13 protein-coding genes are annotated in these 15,798 nt (G+C 58.6%); 8 read left to right on the top strand and 5 right to left on the bottom strand.

All coding sequences use genetic code 11. The features are described 5' to 3' along the window. Positions 1 to 124: 124 nt before the first annotated feature. Together pyrD and ACJ8OK_RS13375 are read left to right on the top strand one after the other, a co-directional pair. Complete coding sequence (gene pyrD, locus ACJ8OK_RS13380) at positions 125 to 1,135, top strand: quinone-dependent dihydroorotate dehydrogenase (protein ID WP_015377348.1); 1,011 nt, start codon at positions 125 to 127, stop codon at positions 1,133 to 1,135. A 176-nt stretch (positions 1,136 to 1,311) separates the two neighbouring features. Then, positions 1,312 to 1,860 (top strand): cell division protein ZapC, encoded by a 549-nt coding sequence (locus ACJ8OK_RS13375; RefSeq protein WP_004928171.1) that lies wholly within the window; start codon positions 1,312 to 1,314, stop codon positions 1,858 to 1,860. Positions 1,861 to 1,866: 6 nt separating this feature from the next. Here ACJ8OK_RS13375 and ACJ8OK_RS13370 read toward each other — a convergent pair whose 3' ends face one another. Further along, positions 1,867 to 2,970, bottom strand: coding sequence for a YcbX family protein (locus tag ACJ8OK_RS13370; RefSeq protein WP_004928168.1), 1,104 nt, complete (start codon positions 2,968 to 2,970; stop codon positions 1,867 to 1,869). Positions 2,971 to 3,073: 103 nt separating this feature from the next. Between ACJ8OK_RS13370 and rlmKL the strand changes: the two genes are divergently transcribed. From rlmKL to rmf, 6 genes are all read left to right on the top strand, one after another. After that, positions 3,074 to 5,200, top strand: coding sequence for a bifunctional 23S rRNA (guanine(2069)-N(7))-methyltransferase RlmK/23S rRNA (guanine(2445)-N(2))-methyltransferase RlmL (rlmKL, locus tag ACJ8OK_RS13365; RefSeq protein ID WP_134942524.1), 2,127 nt, complete (start codon positions 3,074 to 3,076; stop codon positions 5,198 to 5,200). A gap of 5 nt (positions 5,201 to 5,205) precedes the next feature. Continuing rightward, positions 5,206 to 7,110, top strand: a complete 1,905-nt coding sequence (locus ACJ8OK_RS13360) for an ABC transporter ATP-binding protein (protein WP_048322769.1) — start codon at positions 5,206 to 5,208, stop codon at positions 7,108 to 7,110. A gap of 73 nt (positions 7,111 to 7,183) precedes the next feature. After that, on the top strand, positions 7,184 to 8,500 hold the full coding sequence (gene pqiA / locus ACJ8OK_RS13355) for a membrane integrity-associated transporter subunit PqiA (RefSeq protein ID WP_015377352.1): 1,317 nt from the start codon (positions 7,184 to 7,186) through the stop codon (positions 8,498 to 8,500). Next, positions 8,487 to 10,133, top strand: coding sequence for an intermembrane transport protein PqiB (gene pqiB, locus ACJ8OK_RS13350; RefSeq protein ID WP_033633431.1), 1,647 nt, complete (start codon positions 8,487 to 8,489; stop codon positions 10,131 to 10,133). Before pqiA ends, pqiB begins: the two co-directional genes overlap by 14 nt. After that, positions 10,130 to 10,690: a membrane integrity-associated transporter subunit PqiC gene (gene pqiC, locus ACJ8OK_RS13345; RefSeq protein WP_060559149.1), complete on the top strand. Its 561-nt coding sequence runs from the start codon at positions 10,130 to 10,132 to the stop codon at positions 10,688 to 10,690. The genes pqiB and pqiC overlap by 4 nt, the downstream gene beginning before the upstream one ends. A gap of 270 nt (positions 10,691 to 10,960) precedes the next feature. Next, the gene (gene rmf / locus ACJ8OK_RS13340; RefSeq protein WP_004928150.1) at positions 10,961 to 11,131 is read left to right on the top strand and encodes a ribosome modulation factor; all 171 of its coding nucleotides are present in this window, start codon (positions 10,961 to 10,963) and stop codon (positions 11,129 to 11,131) included. Between the two features lie 63 nt (positions 11,132 to 11,194). Here rmf and fabF read toward each other — a convergent pair whose 3' ends face one another. The 4 genes from fabF to ACJ8OK_RS13320 form a co-directional block, all read right to left on the bottom strand. Beyond that, positions 11,195 to 12,472: a beta-ketoacyl-ACP synthase II gene (fabF, locus tag ACJ8OK_RS13335; RefSeq protein ID WP_442530632.1), complete on the bottom strand. Its 1,278-nt coding sequence runs from the start codon at positions 12,470 to 12,472 to the stop codon at positions 11,195 to 11,197. Positions 12,473 to 12,474: 2 nt separating this feature from the next. Next, positions 12,475 to 12,996: a winged helix-turn-helix transcriptional regulator gene (locus tag ACJ8OK_RS13330; protein ID WP_033633685.1), complete on the bottom strand. Its 522-nt coding sequence runs from the start codon at positions 12,994 to 12,996 to the stop codon at positions 12,475 to 12,477. A gap of 325 nt (positions 12,997 to 13,321) precedes the next feature. Further along, positions 13,322 to 13,840: a bifunctional 3-hydroxydecanoyl-ACP dehydratase/trans-2-decenoyl-ACP isomerase gene (fabA, locus tag ACJ8OK_RS13325; RefSeq protein WP_004928144.1), complete on the bottom strand. Its 519-nt coding sequence runs from the start codon at positions 13,838 to 13,840 to the stop codon at positions 13,322 to 13,324. Positions 13,841 to 13,908: 68 nt separating this feature from the next. After that, complete coding sequence (locus ACJ8OK_RS13320) at positions 13,909 to 15,657, bottom strand: AAA family ATPase (protein WP_082996875.1); 1,749 nt, start codon at positions 15,655 to 15,657, stop codon at positions 13,909 to 13,911. Positions 15,658 to 15,798: the final 141 nt, after the last annotated feature.

Here is a 15,798-nt window from a genome sequence, read left to right as displayed (position 1 = left end):
TTTGGCGATGAAGAGGGAAAACGATTGCGTAAAAACGGCTTTTTTTGCCTTTAATCAATTCCAATTAGGCGGGGGATACCGGATAATACGCCCCCGGTTTGCAACCGGGAAATCAGGAGAGTCCATGTACTACCCCCTCATCAGGAAAGCGTTGTTCCAGCTCGATCCGGAGCGCGCGCACGAAGTGACCTTTCGTCAGCTCAGCCGTATTACCGGCACCCCATTAGCGTTTCTTGTCCGTCAGTCCGTGCCGACCAAACCGGTCAACTGCATGGGGCTGTCGTTTAAAAACCCGCTGGGATTGGCCGCCGGTCTGGATAAAAACGGCGAATGCATCGATGCGTTCGGCGCGATGGGCTTCGGCCATGTGGAGGTCGGCACCGTGACGCCGCGTCCGCAACCGGGCAACGACAAGCCGCGCTTGTTCCGCGTGGTTGAGGCGGAAGGCCTGATTAACCGCATGGGGTTCAATAACCATGGCGTGGACAATCTGGTTGAAAACGTTAAGAAATCCCATTTCGGCGGCATTCTTGGGATCAATATCGGCAAGAATAAAGACACGCCGGTCGAGCAGGGCAAAGACGATTATTTGATCTGCATGGATAAAGTTTATCCGTATGCCGGATATATCGCGATTAACATCTCTTCACCGAATACGCCGGGGTTACGATCCTTACAGTATGGCGAAGCGCTGGACGATCTTTTGGCTGCGATTAAAAATAAGCAGCAGGAATTACATGCGCGTCATCACAAATATGTGCCGGTGGCGGTAAAGATCGCGCCGGATCTTTCAGAAGAAGAATTGATCCAAATTGCCGATAGCCTGGTGCGACATAATATCGATGGCGTGATCGCCACCAATACCACGTTGGATCGAAAATTGATCCAAGGGCTGAATTACTGCGAACAAGCGGGCGGGTTAAGCGGGCGTCCGTTGCAATCACGCAGCACCGAAGTTATCCGTCGTCTCTCCACCGAACTGCAGGGGCGCCTGCCGATTATCGGCGTAGGCGGCATCGATTCGCTGACTGCGGCGCGCGAAAAAATGGAGGCCGGCGCGAGCCTGCTGCAAATTTATTCCGGATTTATCTATCACGGCCCGCGTTTGATTAAAGATATCGTTACCCATATCTAATATTTTTCCTCTCATTTTATTCCGGGGGTTTATTTCTGCCCCCGGCTCGTCTATATTTTGTTCGTTAGCTTAAATATCGTTCGCGGAATTATCCGATGTTTAAGCGATTTCATCGGTGATAAAATCGCCTTTTAGGGTGAGTGCGGCGTTGGCATAGGCAGCGAGAAGGATACGAAATGAAGATAAAACCTGACGATAATTGGCGTTGGTATTTTGATGCCGAACACGATCGGCTAATGCTGGATTTAGCTAATGGTATGATCTTTCGTTCACGTTTCCCGGCCAAAATGTTAACGCCGGACGCCTTTGATGAATGTGCTTTTTGCGTGGATGACGCCGCCCTTTATTTCACCTATGAAGAACAGTGCAAGCAGGTCAAGCTTAGCCATGAACAGCGCGCCGAGCTGGTGCTGAATGCGCTGGTCGCCTATCGCTTCCTGAAACCGCTGATGCCGAAGAGCTGGCATTTCTCGCAGCAGCATTACCCGCTGCAGCCGAAAAACGGCGAGCTGGCGGCGGTGAAAGTGATGGAGAGCGGCGCGGAAGCGCGCTTGCTGGTGGTGGAGGCCGGGGATAACGCCAGCCTGTGCCTGCTGGCGCAAAATCAGCTGACGGTCGCTGGCCGTACCATGGTCTTGGGCGACGCCATCAAGGTGATGCACGATCGGCTGAAACCCTGCGCGCAGGATGAAAGCGCCGCCCCGGCTTACGACAGGGCGGTATAAGGCGGATTACGCCAGGGTCAAATCACTTTTCGGGATGCAGCTGCAGCACAGGATGGTGCCGTTGTCGCCCAGCGCGCTTTTCTTCAGGGGCGCGACCTCACCGCTCAGCAACGTAATGCGGCAACTGCCGCAAATCCCGGCGCGGCAGGAGTAAGGTACGCGGATGCCTTGCTGTTCCAACTGTTCGAGCAAGATCTGCTGGTTGTTGCCGGTAAACACCTTTCCTTCATATTCGATCGTGACGCTGTGCGCGCTGTCTTGCGGCGCCTGCACGCTCTCCACCACTTTGCCTGCGCCATAAGGGCGCGGCGGCTTGGTCGACAGCACTTCCACCGTATCGCCCACGCGGATGATGCCGCTGTTGCGGGCGATCATATTCTGGCCGAAATCGATATCGCCGTTGTCGGCGGAGCGGAATTTTTGCAGCGTGCTGAGCGGCTCGCCGCTCGGGTGCTTGCGGCCGCGCTCGGTGCTTACGGTGGTGAGCACGCAGCGGCTGCAGGGTTTCACCAGATCGAACATCACGTCGCCGACGCGGATCACCTGCCAGCCGTCCTCGGCCCAGGCGGTGGCGCCGCTCACCACCAGATTGGGGCGGAACTGCTCCAGCTTGATGCTGCCGGGGCAACGCTGCTGCAGATCGTTAAACGAAGCCTGGTTAATCAGCAGATAAGGATAGCCGTCGGCAAACGTCAGCGGGATTTCGGGGTGCTTCTTCACCCGGCGGGTCAGCTCCGGCCCCAGCCAGCGCAGCTGCACGTCGCGCTGGAAATAGCCGCTCAGCCAGCGGTTGATCTCATCCGGCGCGATCAGCGCGGTGAAATGGTTGCCCCACACCTCAGTCGGCTGCGGCGCGGCGGCGAAGTCGCTGAAGCGAATGGCGGCGCTTTCGCCGTCCGGCGCGGTCAGAAACAGCCCGTCCGGCAACAGCGCCGGCGTGAACAGCACCATCTGCGGATATTGGCGCGCGGTAATAAAGGTGCCGTCCGGTTCGGTGATCATAAAGTTGCGGTCGAAGGCCAGACCGCTGCTGCCGACCTGGGCGTAGGAAAGCTGCAGGCCGCGCAGTGATTTAACCGGATGGACGTAGAGTCTGGAAAGCGTGATCACCCTTATCTCCGTGCGATGATTAAATAGAAGGGAGCAACTTTATGACAAGCGGTGCGGATTAGCTATAATGCGCAACAATTTTCTTTTTGGTGATAAGTACGATATGAACTCTCTGTTTGCCAGCACGGCGCGTGGATTGGAAGAACTGTTAAAAAGCGAGCTGGAAACGCTTGGCGCTCACGACTGCAAAGTGGTGCAGGGCGGGGTACATTTTCAGGGTGACGATCGTGTTCTGTACCAAAGCCTGCTGTGGAGCCGCCTGGCTTCGCGCATTCTGTTGCCGCTGAACGAATTCCGCGTGCACAGCGATCTGGATCTGTACCTCGGGGTGCAGGCGATCGACTGGCCGAGCATTTTTGGCGTGGATAAAACCTTTGCCGTGCATTTCAGCGGTGTGAACGAAGAGATCCGCAACAGCCAATATGGCGCGCTGAAGGTGAAAGACGCCATCGTTGACAGCTTCACCCGTAAGCTCGACCAACGCCCGACGGTTGCCAAACAGCAGCCGGACATTCGCGTTAACGTCTTCCTGCAACGCGATATGGCCAGCGTGGCGCTCGATCTGAGCGGCGAAGGCCTGCACCAGCGCGGCTACCGCGATCTCACCGGCCAGGCGCCGCTGAAGGAAAACCTGGCGGCCGCCATCGTGTTGCGTTCCGGCTGGCAGCCGGGCACGCCGATGCTTGATCCGATGTGCGGCTCCGGCACGCTGTTGATCGAAGCGGCGATGATCGCCGCCGATCGCGCGCCGGGCCTGCACCGTCAACACTGGGGCTTCAGCGCCTGGAATGGCCACAACGCCGACCTGTGGCGTGAAGTCACCACCGAAGCGCAGGTGCGCGCGCGCCGCGGCCTGCAGGAAACCGCCTCTCGCTTCTTCGGCTCCGATATCGATCGCCGGGTGATTGAGATGGCGCGCGGCAACGCCCGCCGCGCCGGCGTCGCCGAGCTGATTACCTTCAACGTCGGCGACGTGGCGCGCTTGACCAACCCGCTGCCGGAAGGCCCGCACGGCACGGTGATCAGCAACCCGCCGTACGGCGAGCGTCTGGAAAGCGAACCGGCGCTGATCGCGCTGCACAACATGCTGGGCCGCGTGATGAAAAGCGCCTTCGGCGGCTGGCAGCTGTCGCTGTTCAGCGCCTCGCCGGAGCTGTTGAGCTGCCTGCAGCTGCGCGCCGAGCGCCAGTTCAAGGCGAAGAACGGCCCGCTGGAGTGCGTGCAGAAAAACTATCAGCTGGCGGCAAGCCCGGCCGGCACCGCTACCGGCGGCGTGCAGGTGGCGGAAGATTTCGCCAACCGTCTGCGCAAGAATTTGAAGAAGCTCGATAAGTGGGCGAAGCAGCAGGGCATTGAATGCTACCGCCTGTACGATGCCGATCTGCCAGAATATAACGTCGCGGTGGACCGTTACGGCAGCAAGGTGGTGGTGCAGGAGTATGCGCCGCCGAAAACCGTCGATGCGCAGAAGGCGCGTCAGCGCCTGTTCGATGTGATCAACGCGACGCTGGCGGTGCTGGAATTGCCGTCGAATCAGCTGATCCTGAAAACCCGCGAGCGGCAGAAGGGCAAAAACCAGTACGAGAAGCTGGCGCAGAAGGGCGAGTTCCTGCTGGTGGAAGAGTATAACGCCAAACTGTGGGTCAACCTGACCGACTATCTCGATACCGGCCTGTTCCTCGATCACCGCATCGCGCGCCGTATGCTGGGCGAGATGAGCGGCGGCAAGGACTTCCTCAACCTGTTCGCCTATACCGGCACCGCCAGCGTGCACGCCGGGCTGGGCGGCGCGCGCAGCACCACCACGGTGGACATGTCGCGCACCTACCTGGAATGGGCGGAGAAGAACCTGCGCGCCAACGGCCTGACCGGCCGTCAGCATCGGCTGATCCAGGCCGACTGCCTGTCGTGGCTGAGCAATGCCAATGAACAGTTCGACGTGATCTTCATCGATCCGCCGACGTTCTCCAACTCCAAGCGGATGGAGAACACCTTTGACGTGCAGCGCGATCATCTGGCGCTGATGAAAGATTTGAAACGGTTGCTGCGCCGCAACGGGACCATCATGTTCTCGAACAACAAGCGCGGTTTCCAAATGGATATGGCAGGGCTGAGCGCGTTGGGTCTGGAGGCGAAAGAGATCACCGCCAAGACGCTGTCGCAGGATTTTGCCCGTAACCGTCAGATCCACAACTGCTGGCTGGTGACTCACGCCGGCGAAGGAAAATAATTACTATGTCGTTAATCAGCATGTCCGGCGCCTGGCTCTCTTTCAGCGATGCGCCACTGTTAGACAACACCGAAATTCATATTGAAGACAACGAGCGCGTGTGTCTGGTCGGGCGCAATGGCGCCGGCAAATCCACGCTGCTGAAGATCCTCGGCAAAGAGATCCCGCTGGACGACGGCCGGGTGATCTACGAACAGGATCTGATCGTGGCGCGTCTGCAACAGGATCCGCCGCGCAATATCGGCGGCAGCGTGTTCGACTTCGTGGCGGAAGGCGTTGCGGAGCAGGCAGAACACCTGAAGGCCTATCACGCGATCTCCCACCTGGTGGAAAGCGACCCGAGCGAGAAAAACCTGGCGCGCATGGCGCAAATCATGGAGATCCTCGATCACCAGGGGCTGTGGCAGCTCGACAGCCGCATCAGCGAAGTGCTGCTGCAGCTGGGGCTGAACGGCGACGCCGAGCTTTCCTCACTGTCCGGCGGCTGGCTGCGTAAAGCGGCGCTGGGCCGCGCGCTGGTGAGCTCGCCGCGCGTGTTGTTGCTCGACGAACCGACCAACCACCTGGATATCGAAACCATCGACTGGCTCGAAGGTTTCCTGAAAGAGTTCGACGGCAGCATCGTCTTCATCTCGCACGACCGTTCGTTTATCCGCAACATGGCGACGCGCATCGTCGATCTGGATCGCGGCAAGCTGGTTTCCTGGCCGGGCAACTACGATCTCTATCTGCAGAGCAAAGAAGAAGCGCTGCGGGTGGAAGAGCTGCAAAACGCCGAGTTCGACCGCAAGCTGGCGCAGGAAGAGGTCTGGATCCGGCAGGGCATCAAGGCGCGCCGCACCCGCAACGAGGGCCGCGTGCGCGCGCTGAAGGCGCTGCGCGTCGAGCGCTCGCAGCGCCGCGAAGTGATGGGTACCGCCAAGATGCAGGTGGAAGAGGCGACCCGCTCAGGCAAAATCGTGTTCGAGCTGGAAGACGTCAATTATCAGGTTGGCGAAAAAGTGCTGGTGCGCGGTTTCTCCGCCCAGGTGCAGCGCGGCGACAAGATTGCGCTGGTGGGGCCGAACGGCTGCGGTAAAACCACGCTGCTGAAACTGATGCTCGGTCAGCTGAAAGCCGACAGCGGCCGCGTGCACTGCGGCACCAAGCTGGAAGTGGCCTATTTCGACCAGCACCGCGCCGATCTCGATCCTGAACGCACGGTGATGGACAACCTGGCGGAAGGCAAGCAGGAAGTGATGGTCAACGGCCGTCCTCGCCACGTATTGGGCTATCTGCAGGACTTCCTGTTCCACCCGAAACGCGCGATGACGCCGGTGAAGGCGCTGTCGGGCGGTGAGCGTAACCGCCTGCTGTTGGCTAAGCTGTTTCTGAAACCGAGCAATCTGCTGATCCTCGATGAACCAACCAACGATCTCGACGTCGAAACGCTGGAGCTGCTGGAAGAGCTGATCGACGGCTATCAGGGCACCGTGCTGCTGGTCAGCCACGATCGTCAGTTCGTTGACAACTCGGTGACCGAGTGCTGGATCTTCGAAGGCAACGGCGTGATCAATGCCTTCGTCGGCGGTTACTACGATGCGCATCATCAGCGCGCGACGGCGAAACCGATTCGTCAGGCGGCGCCGAGCGCGAGCAAACCGGCGGCGGAGAAAAAGGCCGAACAGCCGAAGAAAACGGCGGCCAAGCTGAGTTACAACCTGCTGCGTGAGCTGGAACAGTTGCCGCAGCGGCTCGAACAGCTGGAAGCGGAAATCGAAGCGCTGCAGGCGCAGATGAGCGACGCCGACTTCTTCACGCGGCCGCACAGCGAAACGCAAGAAGTGCTGAAGGCGCTGGCTGATGCCGAGCAAGCGCTGGAACAGGCTTTCGCCCGTTGGGAAGAGCTGGAAGCGATGAAAAACGGCTGACCGTTGCGATGCCGCCCGCGCGCTGCTGCGGGCGGCATCGACGTGCCGGTGAGCGACGTTATTTAGGAGGAATATGGTGTGTTCCCACAACAATCATCAGCAGCATAGTCATTCCGCACCCTCGGCGGCGCAGCAGGATAACCTGATGCTGTGTCCGCAGTGCGACATGCTGGTAGCGCTGCCGCCGCTGGCCTATGGCAGCAAAGCGGTATGCCCGCGCTGCAAAACCACGCTCAGCGCCCGCTGGGACGAGCCGCGCAAGCGGCCGATCGGTTACGCGCTCAGCGCCTTGTTCATGCTGGTGCTGGCCAACATTTTCCCGTTTATCAACATGCGCGTCGCCGGCCTCGGCAACGAAATCCGGCTGATCCAAATCCCGGAAGTGATGGTGGCGGAAGACTACGCCAGCATGGCCACCTTGTTTATGGTGTTCGTGCAGCTAATCCCGGCGTTTTGCATGGTGGCGATTATCCTGCTGTGCGCCAGAGTGCGCTTGCCGCTGGGGCTCAAAGAGTGGATGGCCCGGGTGCTGTTCCAGTTCAAGACCTGGTGCATGGTGGAAATTTTCCTCGCCGGGGTGCTGGTCAGCTTCGTCAAGCTGATGGCCTACGGCGATATCGGCATCGGCAGTAGCTTCGTGCCTTACTGCCTGTTCTGCCTGCTGCAGGTGCGCGCCTTCCAGTGCGTGGATCGGCGCTGGTTGTGGCAGGATATCGAACCGGCGCCGCGACTTCATCGCCCGCTGACGGTGGGGCGCACCGGCATGCGCCAGGGCGTGCGATCTTGCGCGTGCTGCACGGCGATCCTGCCGGCCGACCAGGTGCGCTGTCCGCGCTGTCACACCAAGGGCTACGTGCGGCGTCGTCACAGCCTGCAGTGGACGCTGGCGCTGCTGGTGACCTCTGTCATGCTGTATATTCCGGCCAACCTGATGCCGATCATGGTGACCGAGGCGCTGGGCAACAAGATGAACTCCACCATCATGGCGGGGGTGATCCTGCTGTGGGGGGACGGCTCTTATCCGGTGGCGATGGTGATTTTCATCGCCAGTATCATGGTGCCGTCGCTGAAAATGTTGGCGATCGGCTGGCTGTGCTGGGATGCGAACGGCAGGAAGAAACCGCGCGCCGACAGCGAGCGTATGCATCTGATTTATGAAGTGGTCGAATTCGTTGGTCGTTGGTCAATGATCGACGTCTTTGTGATCGCCGTGCTGTCGGCGCTGGTGCGAATGGGGCAGTTGATGAGCATTTATCCCGCGACGGGCGCCGTGCTGTTCGCATTGGTGGTGATCCTCACCATGTTCGCCGCCATGACATTTGATCCCCGGCTGACCTGGGATCGCGCAAGTGAAACAATCAACAAGGAGCCGCAAGGTGACGGAAAATAATCATAGCGTCGCGGACGTCGAGAAGATCAAACGCTGGTCGCCGGTGTGGATCATTCCCATCGTGACCGCGCTGATCGGCGCCTGGATCCTGTTTTACCACTTCAGCCATCAGGGGCCGGTGGTGACGCTGGTGACCACGACGGCGGAAGGGCTGGAAGCGGGTAAAACCAAAATCAAAAGCCGCAGCGTTGACGTCGGGGTGGTGGAAACCGTCACGCTGAGCGATGACCTGAGCAAGGTAATGGTACAGGCGCGTCTCAATTCCGGCATGGAGAAATTGCTGCGCCAGGATTCCGCCTTCTGGGTGGTGAAGCCGCAGATCGGCCGTGAAGGCGTCTCCGGGCTGGGCACGCTGCTCTCCGGCGCCTATATCGAACTGCAGCCGGGCAACAAAGGCAAAGACGGCAAAGACAACTATCAGCTGCTCGATGCGCCGCCGCTGGCTTCCCCGGATGCCAAAGGGTTGCGCATCGTGCTGGACAGCGAGAAATCAGGCCAGCTCAACGCCGGCGATCCGGTGCTGTTCCGCGGTTATCGCGTCGGGTCGGTGGAAACCAGCTACTTCGATCCTAAAGAACGCGCCATGCGCTATCAGCTGTTCATCACCGCGCCTTACGATCAGTTGGTCACCACCAACGTGCGCTTCTGGAAAGACAGCGGCGTGGCGTTCGATATGTCGGCACAGGGCATGCGGGTGGAGATGGGCTCGTTGACCACGCTGTTCAGCGGCGGGGTCAGTTTTGACGTGCCGGACGGCTGGGATCGCGGCGATCAGGCGAAAGAGAAGGCGGAATATCAGCTGTTCGACAACCAGCGCAGCACGCAGGATTCACTGTATACCGTGCATAAGGATTACCTGCTGTTCTTCTCCGACTCGGTACGCGGCCTGCAGCCGGGCGCGCCGGTCGAGTTCCGCGGCATCCGTCTGGGTACGGTGGCGCAGGTGCCGTTCTATAAAGACGGCATGGCGCAGCGTCTGGATAACGATTACCGCATTCCGGTGCTGATCCGCATCGAGCCGGATCGCTTCCAGAAACAGCTGGGCGGCAACTTCGATATTGAAGGGCACCTGAAAGATGCGGAGTCTCGCGGCATGCGCGCCTCGATGAAGTCCGCCAACCTGCTGACCGGTTCGCTGTACATCGATCTCGACTTCTATCCGCAGGAAAAACCGTGGAAAGGGCCGCGCGAGCTGTTCGGTTATCCGCTGATGCCGACCACCAGCGGCGGTCTGGCGCAGATCCAGCAGAAACTGATGCAGACGTTGGATAAGATTAATTCGATGCCGATCAATCCGATGATCAACGAAGCGACTAAGACGCTGGCGGAAAGTCAGAAAACCATGAAGTCGACGCAGCAGACCATGAAGTCGCTGAACGACATCATCGCCAGCAAAGAGATGCAGGCGCTGCCGCAGGACATGCAGAAAACGCTGCTTGAGCTGAACCGCAGCATGAAAGGGTTCCAGCCTGGTTCACCGGCTTACAACAAGATGGTGGGCGACATGCAGCGCCTCGATCAGGTATTGCGTGAGCTGCAACCGGTGCTGCGCACCCTGAATGAGAAGAGCAACGCGCTGGTGTTTGAAGCCGCCGGCAGCACTGACCCTCAGCCGAAGAAGGCCACGAAATGATGAAATGGATCCCGGTAGCCCTGGCGCTGTTGCTCAGCGCCTGCAGCAGTTCACCACAGAAGACTTACTATCAGTTGCCGGCGCTGGGTGCGCCTGCTGCGGCCAGCAGCAGCGGCGCTTCCACGCGCCAGCTGTGGCTGGAACACGTGAGCGTGGCGGATTATCTGGCGCAGAGCGGCGTGGTGTATCAGACCAACGACGTACAGTATGTGATAGCCCAGAACAACCTGTGGGCCAGCCCGCTCGACCAGCAGCTGCAGCAAACGCTGGTCACCAACCTGAGCAGCGCGCTGCCGGGCTGGGTGGTCTCTTCACAGCCGATGAGCAGCGATCAGGATGTGCTGAACGTGACCATCAGCGGCTTCCACGGCCGTTTTGACGGCAAGGCGATCATTCGCGGCGAGTGGGTGCTGAACCGCCAGGGACATTTGATCAAAAGGCCTTTCAACCTGGAGCTGAAACAGGGTGAAGACGGCTATGATGCCCTGGTGCGCACTCTGGCGCAGGGATGGCAGCAGGAAGCTCAGGCTATCGCAGCACAGATGGGCGGCATTTAGTCATAATTTGGTCTAAAATCGTCTAATCCCTGTCGGCGTGAAAATCCGTTTTTTCTCGCTGGCAGGGATTTATATTTCATTTCAAACAGTTAACCCCTTTTCCAGCAGATCAGCCACTTAGCACTTTCCTCGGGCGTAGCTCACAAATATGACATTGGCGTGAATTTTGCGCATTGATCTTCTCTTCTTTTAGCGCTATTGATTACTCGTGGCTGCGCAAAAAGCAGCCATTGTTTTCTTTCCACCAGACCAAAATGAGGGAAACGAGGCATGAAGAGACAGAAACGCGATCGTCTGGAAAGGGCGCATTCGAGAGGGTATCAGGCAGGTATTTTAGGGCGTTCCAGGGAACATTGTCCCTACCAATCATCGGTGGACGCCCGGTCTCAATGGCTGGGAGGTTGGCGAGAAGCCATGGAAGACAGGGCTGTGACCGCTTAAGCGGCTCCCTGTCAAATAAAAGGAATAACCTCCGCCCTTGGCGGAGGTTTTTGTTTGTGCCGTTTACTCGTCCTGCCAGCGTTTCAGTAGAATACTCGCATTCACGCCGCCAAAGCCGAAGCCGTTCGATAAGGCGTAGGTTATGCTCATCGGTTCAGCCCGTTTCGCGACCAGGTGTAAACCTGCCGCCGCCGGATCGGGATTGTCCAGATTCAGCGTCGCGGGGGCGATCTGATCGCGCAGCGCCAAGGCGGCAAAGATGGTTTCCAGCCCGCCGGCGGCGCCGAGCAGGTGCCCGGTGGCGGATTTTGTCGAGGTTACCGCGACGCTTCCTGTCGTGCCAAACAGGTGTTTGATGGCATTGATTTCGCCCAGATCGCCCACGGGCGTTGAGGTCGCGTGTGCGTTTAAATGCTGAACCTCTTCTGGGGCGACGTTCGCCTGCTTCAACGCGATTTTCATCGCCCGATAAGCACCGTTGCCGTCTTCGGCACCGGAGGTCATGTGGTAGGCGTCGGCGCTGGTGCCATAACCGACGATTTCCGCGAGCGGTGTGGCACCGCGCGCCCGCGCGTGTTCCAGCGTTTCAATCACCAGCATGCCGGCACCTTCCCCCATGACAAATCCGTCCCGCGCACTGTCGAAAGGCCGGGAAGCCTGCCTTGCCAACTCGGCCGGTACGGTGGACATAGCGCGCGCGGCGGCGAATCCGCCCAGGCTGACGGTGTCGATAGCGGCTTCGGTACCGCCGCACAGCGCGATATCGGCCTCATCATTGCGGATCAGACGCACAGCGTCGCCAATGGCTTGCACGCCGGCCGCACAGGCGGTGACCGGTGCGCCAATCGGGCCTTTGAAGTGATGCTTGATGGAAACATGGCCGGCCGCCAGATTGACCAGAAAAGAGGGGATGGTGAAGGGCGACAGGCGCTTGGCGCCGCGGTTGTCGGTGGTGCGTACCGCCTGGGCAATCGCCGGGAAGCCGCCAATGCCCGAGGCGATGACGGTGGCGGTGCGCTCTTGTTTTTCCTCCGTATCGGCTATCCAGCCGGCCTGACGAACGGCTTCATCCGCCGCCGCCATGGCAAACAGGATAAAGCGATCCATTTTCTTTTGGTCCTTGGGGGCGACGGAAGCGTCGGGGTTGAAGCCCGCTTCAGCATCCTGCGCCAGCGCCGGAACCTGACCTCCGACCTTGATCGGTAAATCTGCAACGATCTCGTCAGGCAAAGCCCGAATGCCGGACTCTCCTTTTAACAAACGTTGCCAGATGGTCTCCACGCCGCACCCTAACGGTGAAACGGCGCCCATGCCGGTAATAACGATACGACGATTGCTCATGACTACTCCTTGGTAAGTTCGGATAAATCGGCGAGGCGCCGTTGCCGCATCAGTGCGGCGCGTTGATGTATGCCTTCATTTGCCGCAGGCCCTGGTGCCAGCGTAATAAACTGCGGCGGCACCTGCTGTTGGGTATCGACATTGACCAATTGGACCTGGATCGGCCGATCGGTGCGGCCGTCGACTAACAAGGCGCTGATGTCACCGTCGATCAAATGGCGATTGCCCCATTCTGAGAGAGCTGCCAGCACGGGGAGAAAATCGTTGCCGCGTTCGGTGAGCAGATACTGATAGCGAACCGGCCGCGTTTGATAACGTTGCTTATGCAGAATGCCGTGGGCTACCAAATCCTTCAGTCGCCGAGCCAGGAGAGTCGGTGACATCCCCAGACTTTGTTGGAATTCGTCGAATTTGGATAACCCCTGAAAGGCATCACGCAGGATCAGGATGCTCCACCATTCTCCGACACGATCTAATGAACGTGCGACGGGGCAAGGTGCATCGCTAAAGCGGGTTTTTTGCATATCGGCCCTTGGTTGGTACATTTATTGTAGTTACATGGGTGGCTATACTAGGTGATTTTAAGGGGCAAGAAAATAACCGGATGCAAAAAACGCTATCGTGTCGATAGCTGGCTGTGGGGAGGGTGCGCTCAAACTGGCCTGTGGCTTTGACCGTTTCGGGTAGGAAAAGGGTAGAGACAGGAGGGATAAATCGGTTCGGTAGCGGGCGATTAAAGGAGGTGGGTAGTCTTTAAACGGTAAGAGAAAGAAATGCCATCACGCTGGGCGTGATGGCATGCGAAGAGCATTAGCAAAGAAGACGATGGCCGCCCTCTCGTCTGCGTGATTAGAACGCAGTGGTATCCTTGAACAGACCCACTTTCAGATCGGTGGCGGTATAGATCACTTCGCCGTCAACCAGTACTTCGCCATCGGCGACGCCCATGATCAGCTTACGGGTGATGACGCGTTTGAAGTTAATACGGTAGGTCACTTTTTTCGCGGTTGGCAGCACCTGGCCGGTAAACTTGACTTCACCAACGCCCAGCGCGCGGCCTTTGCCTTCGCCACCCAGCCAACCGAGGTAGAAACCGACCAACTGCCACATCGCATCCAGGCCCAGACAGCCTGGCATGACCGGATCGCCGATAAAGTGGCAACCGAAGAACCATAGGTCCGGATTAATATCCAGCTCCGCTTCCACATAACCTTTGTTGTGAGTCCCGCCGTCTTCGGTCATCTTGACCACGCGGTCCATCATCAACATGTTACCTGCCGGCAACGGTGGGCCACCGGCGCCGAACAGCTCGCCACGGCCGGATGCTTCGAGGTCTTCTTTCGTATAGGAATCGCGTTTATCTACCATGTTCTCAGTAAGCCTTATTTTAATGAAGGACGCAGGTTAGCTAACACGTGTACGCTGAACAAGTCCGATCAGCCGTGGTTGAACCAGTTGAGCCAGCGCAGCGGCCACGGACGACGGCGTTCCTGCAGGCTCACCTGCGCAATCCGTTCCTGAATGGCCGCCAACAAATTCGGCTGTTGTTCGTCAGAGTAGAGGCAACCTGTGAGCAAAGGCAAGGCTTCCGCCGCGCTCTCTACCGCCCACAGATGGAACTGCCCCTCTCGCACCGCATCGACGATATCCTGGCGCAGACACAGATGGCGCACGTTGGTCACGGGCAATACGACACCCTGTTTGCCGGTCAGGCCGCGGCGTACGCAAACCTCGAAGAAGCCTTCGATCTTTTCGTTAACGCCACCTATCGGCTGTACGTTGCCGAATTGGTCGACGGAGCCGGTGACGGCGATCTGCTGGGTGATAGGTTGCTGTGACAGGGCGCTGACCAATGCGCATAGCTCAGCCAGCGAGGCGCTGTCACCATCCACTTCACCATAAGATTGCTCAAAGACGATGGAAGCGGAGAAGGGCAGCTGCTGATCAAGATCCAGTTCGGCGATCAGAAACGCCTGCATGATCATCATGCCTTTAGCGTGCAGGTTGCCGCCCAGTTCGGCTTTGCGCTCGACGTCGGTGAACTCGCCGTCGCCGAGATGCACAACGCAACTAATGCGCGACGGTTCGCCAAAGCTGCGTGGATGACCGGGATAATCCAGGACTGACAGACCGTTGATCTGTCCGACCACTTCACCCTCGGTCTCAATCAGGATCTGACCCAACTCAATCTCATCCTGCATACGCTCGGCCAGATAGCTTTCGCGCCATTCTCGGGCATTTAACGCCGCCTCGAACGCTTTGGCCGTAATGCGATCTTCTTCGGCATACAGTGCGGCTTCGGATAGCTGCTGGCCAAGCCAAACCGGCGAGAGTGGCAGAATGCCCTGATCGCCACTGTAACGCACAGCCTGGACGATCAGCGGCGGCCAGGCGTCGTTCGCCAGCATCGGCAATTGCTGGTCGGCAATCACGCCGTTGACGTAACCGCACCACTGCGCCATATCATCAACTTCAGTCAGCTGCAGATCGTCTTCGAATTCACCGTAGATCGCTTGTTCACTCAGTTCCGGCTCGATATCGTGAAAATCGGCCAGGCCGTGACGGTCGCCGACTACAATCAGCCGCAGATCCAGCGGCATCGGTGGAATGGCTACCGGCAGCGGGCGGGTTTCGTCAGGCGAAACCCAGTGGAACTGGCGCTGGCCGATCATTTGCTTCAGCCGCAGCCATAGCAACGGCTGAGCAAGCAGCGCCCGCGCCGACAGAATCAGAATGCCGCCGTTGGCCTGGTGCACCAGACCCGGTTGCAGGGTAATGTCGCCATTGTGGATCCGTACGCAGCCAAACAGCTGTTCCGGCTCAATCCACTCCTGGAACAGACAAGCGCCGCCGGCGGCAAAAGGTTCATCGCCACGGCTGGCAGGCTCGACGCTGACCTTGCCATCCTGAATGACATAGTGGCTGCCGCGGCATGCCGTATTTTTCGGCAGCAGTGGTTTGACGGCGTGAGCGATCAGTTCCAGATACTCACGCGTTTCTTGCGCTTTCAACAGCATGAAACGCGGTGGCGATTGGGGGTGGCAAAATAGCGTCAGGGCATTTTCCAGCCGAGGCTGAATGGCGGAAAAGGGCACGGGTGCCAACTGAGCGGCGGTATCAAATATCGCCTTATAAGGCGTTACGTCCGGCAATAAAGATTGCCATTCAAGTCGGTTATTGGTCAAAGTGTTAGATGCAATCGTTAAAAAGGGAAAGGGCGATTATACAAGAATAACGGCGGCTTGATACATGCGGAGTGCCAGTTGGCATCAGGGAGTTTGACATCGCGCGGTGACTGTGCAAAAAACAGTCTAAAAGACGGTTTA

Origin of the sequence: Serratia sp. CY71090, from assembly GCF_052166845.1 — a bacterium.
In the GTDB taxonomy this organism is placed as follows: domain Bacteria; phylum Pseudomonadota; class Gammaproteobacteria; order Enterobacterales; family Enterobacteriaceae; genus Serratia; species Serratia nematodiphila.
This window is presented reverse-complemented; position numbering and strand designations above follow the sequence as displayed.